This is a genomic window from Streptomyces sp. NPDC051315, from assembly GCF_044455165.1.
Taxonomy (GTDB): Bacteria; Actinomycetota; Actinomycetes; order Streptomycetales; family Streptomycetaceae; genus Streptomyces.
Window position 1 is genome coordinate 200,610 of record NZ_JBITEN010000016.1, and the last position, 13,346, is coordinate 213,955.

General features: G+C 70.3%; 9 protein-coding genes. 5 read left to right on the top strand and 4 right to left on the bottom strand.

Translation table 11 applies throughout. The features are described from left to right. Nucleotides 1-79: 79 nt before the first annotated feature. From ACIBBD_RS28410 to ACIBBD_RS28425, 4 genes are read right to left on the bottom strand one after another with little or no spacing between them, the layout of a single operon-like run. On the bottom strand, nt 80-1,018 hold the full coding sequence (locus tag ACIBBD_RS28410; protein WP_399422419.1) for a 3-oxoacyl-[acyl-carrier-protein] synthase III C-terminal domain-containing protein: 939 nt from the start codon (nt 1,016-1,018) through the stop codon (nt 80-82). Next, entirely contained in the window at nt 1,015-1,563 is a 549-nt protein-coding gene (locus ACIBBD_RS28415) for a biotin/lipoyl-containing protein (protein WP_399422420.1), read from the bottom strand. Before ACIBBD_RS28415 ends, ACIBBD_RS28410 begins: the two co-directional genes overlap by 4 nt. After that, complete coding sequence (locus ACIBBD_RS28420) at nt 1,560-2,540, bottom strand: alpha-ketoacid dehydrogenase subunit beta (RefSeq protein WP_399422421.1); 981 nt, start codon at nt 2,538-2,540, stop codon at nt 1,560-1,562. The genes ACIBBD_RS28415 and ACIBBD_RS28420 overlap by 4 nt, the downstream gene beginning before the upstream one ends. Continuing rightward, nucleotides 2,540-3,379, bottom strand: a complete 840-nt coding sequence (locus tag ACIBBD_RS28425) for a thiamine pyrophosphate-dependent dehydrogenase E1 component subunit alpha (RefSeq protein ID WP_399422422.1) — start codon at nt 3,377-3,379, stop codon at nt 2,540-2,542. Before ACIBBD_RS28425 ends, ACIBBD_RS28420 begins: the two co-directional genes overlap by 1 nt. A 457-nt stretch (nt 3,380-3,836) precedes the next feature. Between ACIBBD_RS28425 and ACIBBD_RS28430 the strand changes: the two genes are divergently transcribed. The 5 genes from ACIBBD_RS28430 to ACIBBD_RS28450 all read left to right on the top strand — a co-directional run. Next, a complete protein-coding gene (locus tag ACIBBD_RS28430; protein ID WP_399422423.1) occupies nt 3,837-4,052 on the top strand; it encodes an MbtH family protein in 216 nt (71 codons plus the stop codon). 178 nt (nt 4,053-4,230) lie between these two features. Next, a complete protein-coding gene (locus ACIBBD_RS28435; RefSeq protein ID WP_399422424.1) occupies nt 4,231-5,904 on the top strand; it encodes an amino acid adenylation domain-containing protein in 1,674 nt (557 codons plus the stop codon). Continuing rightward, complete coding sequence (locus ACIBBD_RS28440) at nt 5,852-6,085, top strand: phosphopantetheine-binding protein (RefSeq protein ID WP_399422425.1); 234 nt, start codon at nt 5,852-5,854, stop codon at nt 6,083-6,085. The genes ACIBBD_RS28435 and ACIBBD_RS28440 overlap by 53 nt, the downstream gene beginning before the upstream one ends. Nucleotides 6,086-6,094: 9 nt before the next feature. Then, a complete protein-coding gene (locus tag ACIBBD_RS28445) occupies nt 6,095-7,282 on the top strand; it encodes an NAD(P)/FAD-dependent oxidoreductase (RefSeq protein WP_399422426.1) in 1,188 nt (395 codons plus the stop codon). Between the two features lie 52 nt (nt 7,283-7,334). After that, nucleotides 7,335-13,346 (top strand): amino acid adenylation domain-containing protein (locus ACIBBD_RS28450; protein ID WP_399422427.1); only part of this gene is annotated, 6,012 nt, incomplete at its 3' end.

Genomic DNA, 13,346 nt, shown 5'->3' on the forward strand with positions numbered 1-13,346 from the left:
ATCCAGGCTTCTGGCCTGTAGATGACAGCCTCCCAGATCGGTGGGACCGAGTAAGTGGGGTAAGAAGATCCGGTGTGTGTCACGGAGCCGCGGTGACTGGCACCCGGTAGTCCACCGCGACGCCTCCCCATGCCTCGCCGGCGCCGTAGGCCACCGCACCGAGCCGCCCCCGGGAAGGGAGGACAGCCGCCTCCAACTCCTCGGCGAACGCCAGCGGGATGGACGCGGACGAGGTGTTCCCGGAGTGCTCGATCCGGTTCACGAAGGGAACATTGAGATCGGTGGTGAAGCCGCGGACCTGCTCCAGGATGCGGCCGTTGGCCTGGTGACCGACCAGGACCGTCGGCGCGGGGCCGTTGTCGACGAGATACCGCGCCGACTCCGTCATCCGGCGCACGGCACGGTCGTACACCTGCGCGCCGTCGAGATGGATGCCTCCGGTGTCCGTCTCCCGCATGAGCCCCTCCTGGGAGCCGTCACAGCCGGCCACCTGGCACGAGAGCGCGAACTCGGCCCGGTCCGCCAGCAGCACGGCCGCGGCGCCGTCGGCGAAGATGCAGGCCGTCTGCCGGTCCGACGGGTCCACCAGCCGTGACATGGCCTCCACCGAACACAGGAGCACCGAGCGCGTCCGCCCGGCATCGCAGAGCGAGAGCCCGGTGACCAGGCCGTAGACGAAGCCGCAGCAGGCCGCGTTCATGTCGAAGGCCAGCACCGAAGGCCCGAGACCGGCCAGTTGCGCCACCTTCTGCGCGATGCCGGGCACACGCTGCCGCGCCGAGGTACTGACCACGATCAGGGCGCCGATCGTGGACGGGTCGTCCACCCGGGCCACGATCGGCGCGCACACCTCGGCCGCCACCTCCGCCAGCGGGGTGTCGGCCGGCAGCCAGGAGCGGGACGCTATGCCGCTGCGACGGCGGATCCACTGGTCCGTGAGACCGATCGGCTCGAACTGGTCGTTGCCGACCGTACGTCCCGGCTTCACCGCGACGAGATCGACGATGCCCGCGCTCATTTCCCGCTCGCCAGCTTCATGAAGTAGGCGCTGAAATCCGAGAGGAGGGGGAAGCCCGCGGTCTCCCGCAGGTCGCCCTTGACATGGAGTTCACGTTCCAGCCGCTGGTGCAGCTCGACCAGGTCGAGCGAGTCGAGATCGAGCTCGGCGACCGACCGGGTGAGGTCCTCCGGGCCCGACGACGGCTCCCGCTCCCGCAGTTTGGCCAGCATGACGTCGCTGATGCGCTCTTCCATCTCGCTCATGGATGTTCTCCGCTCATCTGCCGGGATCGAGGGCTGCGACGCGTGGCTCGGTTGGTCGGCCGCCAATCGGTACAGCACCTCACCGGACTTGAGGATCGTGCCGGCGGTCGCCGAGTGCTCCATGACCCGTCCGTCGCGCTCCGCCAGGATCTCCGTGCTGGCCTTGTCGGTCTCGACGACGGCGACGACGTCGCCGCGCCGGACCCGGTCACCGACGCCGGCGACCCACTCGACAAGCAGGGCCTCGTCGAGGCTGTGCCCGAAACCGGGAACCGGCATGTCCTCGAACGAACCGCTCACCCCGTCATCACCAACACCTCATCCTTGATCTCCTGCACACCGATCAGGTACTGCTGCTCGAAATCCGCCGGGGGATAGACACGACGGTCCGGAGCCAGCCGGCGGACCGGACGCCGGAGCGAGCCGACGTCACGCTCCACGACCGACGCGGCGATCTCGGCGCCGACACCCAGGTCCCTCGACCCCTCGTGCACGATCAGCAGGCGTCCCGTGCGGGACAGCGACTGAAGGATCGTGTCCATGTCGAGCGGGGCCACCCAGCGCAGGTCTACCACCTCGACATCGACATCGGGGCTGAGCTCGTGCGCCGCTCGCAGCACCTCATGGGTGATCGCGCCGTACGTGACCACGGTCAGGTCCGTGCCCCGTCGCGCGATGCGGGCCGCGGTCGCGGACTTCGCCGGCGCCGGATCGCGGGGCGGGCCGGCTTTGCGCCAGTACAGGCGGATCGGCTCGTACATCACCACGGGCGCGCCGAGCGTCACGGCGTACCGCAGGATCTGGTCCGCGTCCTCACCAGTGGAAGGGCACGCCACCGAGATGCCCGGGACGCGCGCGAAGAGCGCTTCGTTGGACTCGCTGTGGTGCTCGACGCCCCGGAATCCGCCGCCGGTCGGGACCCGCACCACCAGGCTCGGGCTGAGCTGCCCGTTCCACCGGGCGCCGACACGGGCGGCCTGGGTCACCAATTGGTTCACGCCGGGGTAGGTGAACCCGTCGAACTGGATCTCGCAGACCGGGACCAGGCCGCTCATCGCCATGCCCACGGCCTGGCCGATGATGCTGGATTCGGCGAGGAGCGTGTCGCGGACCCGCTCCTTGCCGAAGCGCTCCTGCAGGCCGCGGGTCACACGGAACACGCCGCCCAGGCGTCCGATGTCCTCACCGAGCAGCAGCAGCCCGGGCTCCTGCTCCAGCAGATCGGCAAGGGTCGCGTTGATCGACGCCGCGAGGCCGTCCGACCGGGCCGTAGTCATCACGCGTACTCCTTCATCAACAGCTCGCGCGCCTCCCGCACTTCCGCGTCGACGGCGTCCCGCCACGCGTGGTCCACCACACCCAGGTCGTGCAGCCGGGCCGCATACGCCGCCACCGGATCAGCGGCCCTCGCCCGGGCGATGTCCTCGCTGCTGCGGTACAGCTCCTGGGCGTCGGAGGTCGAGTGTCCGTGGATGCGGCTGACCTCGATCTCGACGAGGCAGGGTGCTCGCCGGTGGCGTATGTGGGCGGCCGCACGGGAGCAGGCCGTGAAGACCGCTTCCGGGTCGTGGCCCGACAGCCTGACGGACTCGATCCCGAAACCCCGGGCGCGCTCGGCCAGCGAGGTGCGCATCTGCTCCTCGGCCGGTGTCGACAGCGCCCAGCCGTTGTTCTGGCAGATGAACAGCACGGACGCCGACTCCACGGCGGCGAGGTTCATGGCCTCCGCCATGTCGCCCTCGCTGGTGGCACCGTCGCCGACGTAGACGACGACGAAATCCTCGCGTTCCTGGAGGCGTTGCCCGATCGAATAGCCGACGGCGTGCAGTGTCTGCGCGGCCAGCACCAGGGTGTAGGGGAAGAAACCCAGTCGGCGCGGATCCCATCCGCAGAACGTGCGGCCGGCCCACTGCCTCAGCAACTGGTCCGGTGTGATGCCCCGCACAAGTGCCACCGCGTGCTCGCGATAGCTGGGGAAGACGGTCGCCGAAGGCGGTACGGCCAGCGCGGAGCCCACCTGCGCGGCCTCCTGCCCCTGGCAGGAGGCCCAGAGGTCGAGAGCGCCCTGCTTCTGGAGCTGACAGGCCTCTTCGTCGACACCTCTTGCCACCAGCATGTGACGCAGCAGCGAACGTCGAGTGCCGTCATCTGGAGCTGTTCCGTGCTCGGATTCTGACTTCAGAGTCATGGATCACCAGTCGTCGGTTCGTCGATGGGCTTTCCGTCGCCGTGCCGCACGCGCTCGCGATCGCCTCGGCGGTGGTGGATTGGGGGAACCCGAATGTGAGCGGACCCATTTAGGGGCTACATCTCGGTCATGGTGGCACATGAGGCCGGGGGGAAACAGGCCCGGCGGATCGGGCGGGAGTGCACCGAATCCGCCGTCCTTGCGGCCCTGGCAGGCGCGTCCTAGCGTCCCCCACCGTGGCATCGGCACTGTCCGGTGCCCGCTGATGCGGGATGTCCCGTCGACAGGACAATGCCGGACCGGAAACCACCCGTCCGGCCATTTCTCTCCCGCGCCGTTCCGCATTTCATCCGGATTCATGCCGTGACCGCTAAGGACGGTGGCAGTGAGCACGAACCCATTCGACGACGAGAACGGAACCTTCCACGTCTTGGTGAATGACGAGGGCCAGCACTCCCTGTGGCCGGTGTTCGCCGATGTACCCGACGGCTGGCGTGTGGTCCTCGGCGACGCAGCACGGGACGAATGCCTGCAGTACGTCGAGGAGAACTGGACGGATCTGCGGCCCAGGAGCCTGCGAGAGGCCATGGCCGCGGACTGAAAAGGCGAGGCGCCCCGGCCGGTGGCGGCTCCGCAGTGCGCGGGCCGGCGCCGCCGGGCAGCGGCGGACGCCGCCGTGCCACCGCAGGGCCGCCGAGTCCGCGCCCGCACCCGCCCGTCGGCCGGGACGCACGTACCACTCGCCCCCGGCCGAACCACCGTCACGACGGAGTTGGTTGATGATCCTCCAGGGAACACGGGTTCCCCTGCCACCCCTGCCCCTCGTGCACAAGCGGTTCGAGGCGCACGCCCGCACCACTCCTGAAGCCGTCGCCCTCCGCTGCGCCGGACAGCAGATCACCTACGCGCAACTGGACGCGCGCGCCAACCAGTTCGCGCACTTTCTGGCAGCGCGCGGCTATGGGCGGGGCGACAAGATCGGTCTCTGCCTCGACTACTCGGTCGACCTGGTCGTCGCCGTCCTCGGCACGCTGAAGGCGGGTGCGGCCTATGTGCCGCTCGATCCCACCTATCCGCCGGCCAGACTGCGGCTGCTGCTCGGGCAGATTCCCGGCCTCGCCCTGGTGGTGGCCTCACCGCCGACCGCCGACCTGGTGGAGTCGACGACCGCCGAGGTCGTCGCTCCCGAGCGGTGGACGGACCGGCTCGACGGCCTGCCGGTGACATCGCCGGAGATCCTGGTCAGCGGGGACGACCTGTGCTACGCGGTCTTCACGTCCGGGTCGACCGGCGCGCCGAAGCTCGCCGGTGTGCGCCACGAGGGCTGGTTCAACCTGCTGAACTGGCTGACCCTCGAATACGGCCTGCACCACGGGTCGGACAACCTGGTCGTCAGCGCGTTCGGATTCGACCTCTCCCAACGCAGCCTGATGATCCCGCTGTTCTGCGGTGCCACCCAGCACCTGATGGCAAGCCGCCACTTCGACACCGCGATGGCCTACCGCATGCTGTCGCAGCACCAGATACGCACCGTGCACTGTGCCTCCAGCACCCTCTACCTGCTGGTGGACTGGGAAACGGAACGTCGGGGCACGGCACTCGCCGGGCTGGACTACGTGCTGTTCGGCGGTGAGCCGCTGCATTTCGACCGGATAGCGGACTGGGCCCGCGTGGACGGGAACACGTGCACGCTCCTTCACCAGTACGGCGTCGCCGAGTGCACGGACATCGCCTCCTCGTACGACCTCGTCGGCTACCGGCCCGCCGAACACGGGGCGGCGCCGGTCGGCCGGCCCGTCCACAACACCGAGATCCACATACTCGACGAAAAGTCACAGCCGGTCGGGGCGGGGGAGTACGGCGAGATCTGCCTCTCGGGAAAGGGGGTCGGCGCCGGCTATCTCAACCCCACGGGACCCGAGAGCGAACGCTTCACCACCGTGGTACTCGACGGCACCCCGCGCCGGCTGTACCGCACGGGCGACCGCGGCCGCGTGACCCCGGCCGGCGACCTCGTCGTCGCCGGCCGCATGGACGACCAGGTGAAGGTGCGGGGCATGCGCATCGATCCCGCCGACGTCGAGCGCGCGCTCGACAGCCTCGACGGCATCCGGCAGGCCGCCGTCGTGGCCAGGGAAACCGGCTCCGGAGACCACGAGCTGATCGCCTTCGTCGTACCGGCGGCACAGGACCTCGCGGAAAGCGAGGTACGCGCCCGATTGCTGGAGACGCTGCCACGGAACATGGTTCCGACGCGATTCCTCAATATCCGTGAGCTTCCCCTGAGTCCGCACGGAAAAGTGGACCGCGCGGCCCTGGCCGAGGAGTCCCGAATCCAGCACGCCGACAGCGGTACGGCGGCCAACTCGCAAGGCCTTGATGGCGCAGAGGAGGGGTGTGATGATTACCGAAAAGGTGCGGGCCATTTGGTGCCGAGAACTCCAGCGCGATGACATAGCGGTCGACGACGACTTCTTCGCGCTGGGCGGCCACTCCATGATCATGGCCAAAATCCAAGCGGGATACATCGACGAACTCGATGTCGAAGTCCCTATGGATCAGATGTACCTCAACCCGACGGTGGCCTTGATTTCCACATACATCGAAGCCACGGGTGCCGTGACTCGATCCTAAGCGAGGGCCATGTACGACGTAGTTGTCATAGGTGCCCGGTGCGCGGGCTCGCCGGCGGCCATGCTGCTCGCCCGGCAGGGTTACCGCGTCCTGCTCCTTGAGAAGGCACGGTTCCCGCAGGACACCCTGTCCTCGCACTACATCCATCAGCCGGGGGTGGCGCTGCTCGCCCGCTGGGGCCTGCTCGACCGGCTCCGTGCCGCGGGCTGCCCGCCGATCGACCACCAGAGCTACCAGGCCCCGGGGGTCCGGCTGGACGGCTTCTCGCTGCCGGTCGATGATCAGCGCACCACGTACGCGCCGAGGCGTTTCGTGCTCGACCCGATCCTCGCCGAGGGCGCCGCGGCAGCCGGCGTGGATGTCCGTGAGGGGTGCACCGTGGGCGACCTCCTCCTCGACGGCCACCGGGTCGCGGGGGTGCGCTACACCACGCCCGGGGGCTCCGAGGAGACGCAGCGGGCGCGGCTGGTCATCGGCGCCGACGGCATGCGGTCGCTGGTGGCCCGCAAGGTCGGCGCGCCCTGCGTCATCGAGCACCCGCGGATGACCTGCACCTACTACAGCTACTGGTCCGGGGTGCCCGGGCACTTCGAGCTGTACGAGCGGCCGGGACGGTGGCTCGGCGTCATCCCCACGAACGACGACCTCAAGCTGATCATGGCCTACTTCCCGCAGAGCGAGTTCGCCGAGGTCCGTACCGCCGTCGAGCCCTCCTTCCTGGAGGCCGTCCGCTCCACGGCGCCCGAACTGTACGAGCGGATGTCGGCGGGACAGCGCGAGGAGGTGTTCTACGGCACGGGACGTCAGGAGAACTTCTTCCGCAAGGCCTACGGCCCCGGGTGGGTCCTGCTCGGCGACGCGGTGCACCACAAGGACTCCATCACCGCCCGCGGCATCACCGACGCCTTCCTCCAGGCGCAGTCGCTCACCGACCACATCGGCGACCGGCTGCACGACGACACGGCGCTCGACATGGCGCTGAGGCGTTATGAGAGCGGTCTGACCGACAGCTTTCTCGATCTCTACCAGGGCGCTCTCAACGTGGCCGAACTCAAGCCCGGCAGGCAGTCGGAGATGCTGCGGAAACTGGTCGGTCACCAGCACCTGATCGACCGCTACTTCTCGACGGGCTCCGGCGCGTGCTCCATCGACGACTTTTACAACGACGAGCTCTTGGCAGTGCTCGACCAGGGTTGAGCAGCGCATCGCTCCCGGCTCGTCCCGCGGATTTGGAGACACATTGATCCCGTTGTCCTTCGCGCAGCGCCGACTGTGGTTCGTGGACTGTTTCGAGGGTCCATCGCCGACGTACAACGGCGCTTTCGCACTGCGACTGACCGGCGAGCTGAGCGTCGGTGCGCTGGAGTCGGCCTTCCTCGACCTCATCGGCCGGCACGAGGTCCTGCGCACCGTGATCGTCGAGGACGGCGACGGCGTTCCGCACCAGCGGGTACTGGCCACGGAATCGGCGCCCTTCACCCTGGACCTCGTCGAGGCCGCGGACGAGACGGAGCTGTCCGCGGCCGTCGCGGAGACCGCCACCGCCTCCTTCGACCTCGCCTCCGACGTGCCGATCCGCGCCCGCCTGGTGCGCAGCGCGCCGCGGGAGCACACACTGGTCCTGGTGGTGCACCACATCGCCCTGGACGGGGAGTCCATGGGGCCGCTGCTGCGGGACCTGACGGTGGCCTACGCCGCCCGGGGCGCGGGCCGCGCGCCGGCCTGGGAGCCGCTGCCGGTGCAGTACGCCGACTACACCCTGTGGCAGCAGGACGTGCTCGGTGACGAGTCCGACCCGGACAGCCTGGCGGCCCGGCAACTGGACTACTGGCAGCGGACGCTGGCCGGTCTGGCCCAGCCGCTGGCCCTGCCCACCGATCGCCCGCGCCCGCGGACGACGAGCCGCCGCGGCGACGTGGTCCGGTTCCGGCTGGACGCGGAACTGCTGCACGCCGTGGAGAGGCTGGCCGCGCAGGAGGACAGCACCGTCTCGATGGTGATGCACTCCGCGCTGGCCGTCCTCCTGCACCATCTCGGCTGCGGGGACGACGTCCCCATCGGCGCCCCGATCGCGGGACGCACCGACGAGGAACTGCGCGACCTCGTCGGCTTCTTCGTCAACACCTGGGTCCTGCGCGTCGATCTCACGGGCAACCCCACCTTCGCCCAGTTGCTCCGGCGGGTGCGGGAGCGGTCCCTCGCCGCCTACGACAGCCAGGACATTCCGTTCGAGCGCCTCGTGGAGGTCCTCAACCCGGACCGCTCCACCGCCTACCACCCCCTGTTCCAGGTGATGCTCTCCTGGCAGCCTCCGGTGCCGGACCTGGACATCGCGGGCCTTGAGGTCAGGGCCGAGCGGATCGAGACCTCGACGGCCAAGTTCGATCTGTTCTTCGACATGATCCCGGTGGACTCCGGCGGGGCGCAGTGCCGTCTGGAGTACGCCACCGACCTGTTCGACCGGGCCACGGTCGAGGCCATGGCGAACCGGTTCGTCCGCGTGCTCGGCCGGCTGGTCGCCGACTGCGGGCGGCACATCGGCTGCATCGACGTGCTGGACGCGACGGAGCGGGACCGGCTGCTCCACCGGCTGGGCGGCCGTACCGAAGCCGTGTCCGACCTGACGGTGCCGGAGCTGTTCGAAGCACAGGTGGCCAGGACTCCGCACGCTCCCGCCGTGGTGTGCGAGGGCCGGACCCTGACCTACCGCGACCTCGACGACCGGGCCGACCGTGTCGCGCGGGAGCTGATACGACGCGGAGCGAGGCCCGAAGACCTGGTGGTCCTCGCGCTGCCGCGTACCGAGGACCTCGTCGTCGGTCTGCTCGGCATCCTCAAATCCGGCGCCGGCTACCTGCCGATGGACCCCCGGCATCTGGGCGGACGGGCGGCCACGGTGCTGTCCGAGGCCGGGCCGCGGTTCGCCGTGACGGACACCCGGACATGGCAGGCCATGCCGGAGAACGACATCCCGGCTCTTCGCCTCGACGACGCGGCCGAGTGGGCCGAGCGGGACGCAGCCGGCCAGAAGGTCCCGGAGGACGCGGACCGGACCGGCCCGTCGAGCCCGGACAACCTGGCCTACGTGATGTACACCTCCGGCTCCACGGGCACGCCCAAGGGCGCGGTGATCACCCACCGCAACCTCGTCAACGGGGTACGGGAGCTGGCGCGGGTACTGGACGCGCCGCGCGGCTGGCGGATGCTGGTCGGCACATCGGTGAACTTCGACGTGTCGGTCTTCGAGCTGCTGACCACGCTGTCCACCGGCGGGACGGCCGAGGTGGTGGAGGACGCACTGGCGCTCGCCGAGCGCGACATCTGGGACGGCCATGTGATCAGCGCGGTCCCCTCGGTGCTCGCCGAACTCGTGGACCACCTGGGGCGGAGCACCGCTGTGCGCACGGTCGTCCTCGCGGGCGACGTGCTGCCAGCCCGGCTGGTGCGGCAGGTCCGCGAGGCCCTGCCCGGGGCGCAGGTCGTGAACGGCTACGGGCAGAGCGAGAGCTTCTATGCCACCACGTTCTCCCTCGCCGCCGACGAGGAGTGGACGGACGGCGATATCGCGCCCATCGGCACCCCGCTGGCCAACATGCGCGCGTACGTACTGGGCCCAGGACTGGCTCCGGTGCCGCCGGGGGTGGTCGGGGAGCTGTACGTGGCCGGCACCTGCCTGGGCCGCGGTTACCAGGGCCGCCCGGCGATGACCGCCGAGCGTTTTGTGGCCAGCCCCTTCGGCCCGCCGGGGACACGGATGTACCGCACCGGCGACCTGGCCCGCTGGAACACGCGGGGCCTGCTGGAGTGCGTGGGCCGCAGCGACGGCCAGGTGAAGGTGCGCGGCTTCCGGATCGAGACCGCCGAGGTCGAGGCCGTCTGCGCGAGGCACCCCGGGATCAGCGAAGCGGTGGTGGTCAGCCGCGAGGCGCCCTCGGGCGGACGGCGACTCGTCGCGTACGTGATCCACAACTCGGGGCCGGTGGCGGGCGACGACGGCCGGGGCGGCATCGCCGACGTCGACATGCAGGCCGGGGTGTCGGCCGCCGAGCTGCGCGCGTTCGTCGCGGGGCACCTGCCCGACTACATGGTGCCGTCGGCCTTCGTGGTCCTCGGCCGCATGCCCCTGGGGCCGACCGGCAAGCTCGACCGGTCGGCGCTGCCCGAACCGGAGTTCCTGGGCGAGAGCTCCCGGGCGCCGCGCACCGAGGCCGAAGCGATCATCACCGCGGCGTACGCGGACGTCCTCGGCGTGGAACGCGTCGGTGTCGACGACGACTTCTTCGCGGTGGGCGGGGACAGCCTGCGATCGATCCAGGTGGTGGCGCGTACCCGGGCCCGGGGCCTGGAGCTGACCACGCGGGAGATCTTCGAGTGCCGTACGGCGTCGCGGCTCGCGGAAGTGGCCGCTGCCCGCCAGAACCCGCTTCCCGCACTTGCGGAGGACGAGGACGACGGCGACGGCGCGATGCCGCTGCTGCCGGTGGCGCGGCAGGTGTTCGAACACGGTGGCGGAACGAAGCGTTTCTCGATGGGGATGGCTCTGGAGCTGCCCGCAGGCATCGACCGGCCCGGCCTCGCCGCGACGCTGGACGCCGTGCTCGACCGGCACGACCTGCTGCGCGCACGGCTGACGCACGACGAGGAGCCCGCCCTCGTCGGCCGTCCCGAGGGCAGCGTGCGAGCGGACGACCTGATCCGCCGGGTCCCGTGCGACGGCCGGTGGGACGAGCCGTCCACCCTGGCCGTGGCGAAGGCGGAGGCCGACGCTGCGGCGGGGCGCCTGGACCCGGAAACCGGAGTCATGGCGGACTTCGTATGGTTCGATGCCGCGTCGGGCCCGGGCCGACTGCTCGTGGTGCTGCACCACCTGGTGGTGGACGGGGTCTCCTGGCGCATCCTCATGTCGGACTTCGCCGAGGCCTGGCAGCAGGTCCGGTCCGGCCGTACGCCCGAGCTGCCCCGGGTCGGTACCTCGGCCCGCCGCTGGGCATCGGTCCTCCAGGAGGAGGCCCGCACCCCCGAGCGGGAAGCGGAACTGGCGTACTGGCAGGACCTGTTGAGCGCTCCTGACTCCCCGCTGGGCGAACGGCGGTTCGACCCGGCGGTGGACGTCATGGCGACGGTCGACACCGTACGGGTGGACCTGCCCGCCGATGTCACCGACGCCGTGCTGACCAGGCTGCCCGCCGCCTACCGGGGCACGGGCACCGATGTGCTGCTCACCGCGCTCGCCCTGGCGGTGAACCGATGGTGCGGTGCGGACGACTCCACCCTCGTCCGCCTGGAGGGACACGGCCGCGAGGAGCACGTCGTGCCCGGGGCCGACCTGTCCCGCACGGTTGGCTGGTTCACCAGCATGTACCCGGCCCGGGTGGACGTGCGGGGAGTGGACCTGACCGACGTGCTGGGGGGAGGACCGGCGGCCGGAAGAGCCATCAAGCTGGTCAAGGAGCAGTTGCGCGGTGTCCCCGACAAGGGTGTGGGGTACGGCCTGCTGCGCTACCTCAACCCGGACACCGCGCGACAGCTCGCCGCGTGCCCGGTGCCGCAGCTCGGGTTCAACTACCTCGGCCGGATCTCCGACGCCGACGTGCCGGAGCACCTGCGCGCCGACGGCTGGGGACCCGCGTCCTGGGCCGCGGAACTGTCGCCGATGCCCGACCCGGATCTGCTGGCGCTCTCCGCGCTGGAGGTCAACGCGATGGCCACGGACGGCTCCGGCGGCGCCCGGTTGCAGGCGGCCTTCATGTTCCCCACCGGCGTGCTGTCCCGCGAGGCGGTGACCGAAGTCGCTGCCCTGTGGGTCGAGGTGCTGCACGGCATGGCCGCGCACGCCGCGGACCCGGGGGCCGGCGGACTGACGCCCTCGGACGCCACGCTGGTGCCGGTACGGCAGGACGAGATCGAGGACTGGGAAGCCAGCTACGGCCGGCTCGTCGAGATATGGCCGCAGGCCCCGGGACAGTCAGGCATCCAGTTCCAGGCCGCGCTCGCCGACGGCTCCTTCGACGTCTACCACATGCAGTTCGTGCTGCACCTGAGCGGCCGGGTGGACCCGTCACGGATGCGGTCCGCGGGGCAAGCGCTCCTGGACCGCCATCCGAACCTGCGCTGCGCGTTCGTCACCGGGGCCGACGGCGACCCGGTGCAGGTGGTACCGGAGCATGTCGACCTGCCCTGGCGCCACGTCGACCTGGCCGGCCGGCGCGCGGCCGAGGACACGGCGCTCGACCAGGCCCTTGCCGACGACCGCGCCGACCGGCTCGACCCCTCGCGGCCCCCACTCATCCGCCTGTCGCTGCTCACCTACGGCCCACAGCGGGCGAAGCTCATCATCACGGCCCACCACACCCTGTTCGACGGCTGGTCGTCCACGTCCGTCATCAGGGACCTGATCCTGCTGTACGCCGGCGGCCACGAGCTTCCTCCGGTCCGCAGCTACGGCGACTACCTGGCCTGGCTGTCTACGAAGGACCGCGAGACGTCGGCAGCCCGATGGCGAGCCGAACTCGCCGGATTCGACCAGCCGGCCCTCGTGGCCGCCGGCCGGACGGCCGGGGGAGAGGCGACCGCCCATGGGCGCATCGAGGTCCCGCTGTCGATTGACAAGGGAAAGGAGCTGGCCCGGCGCGCGGCGGGGCTCGGCGTCACGCTGAACACCCTGCTGCAGGGCGCCTGGGCGATCCTGCTCTCCAAGCTGACCGGACAGCAGGACGTGGTGTTCGGGGCCGCGGTCAACGGCCGCCCGGCGGACCTGCCCGGCTCCGACGAGATGGTGGGCCTGTTCGTCAACACCCTCCCGATCAGGGTGCCCTGCCCGCCGGACCGCAGCCTCGCCGACGTCATCGTCGAGCTCCAGGAGCGGCAGACCGCGCTGCTCGACCATCACCACCACGGGCTGGCCGACATCCAGCGGGACGTCGGGATGGCCGCCCTGTTCGACTCGATCATCGCCTTCGAGAACTACCCCCTCGACCGGCAGGGCATCATCGACGCGAACGTCTCCGCAGGCTTCACGATCGACGGCATCCGGCCGATCGCCGGATCGCACTACCCGCTCACCCTCAACGCGTCCGACCCGTACCTGCGGCTGACGCTCGACTACCAGAACCACCTCTACGACCGCGACTCGGCGGAAACCATCGCCGCCCGACTGGTCCGTGTCATGGAGCAGTTGGCGGTGGATCCGTCGTTGGCGGTGAGTGGTGTCGATGTGCTGGGGGCCGAGGAGCGGGAGCGTTTGGTGGGGGAGGCCAATGAC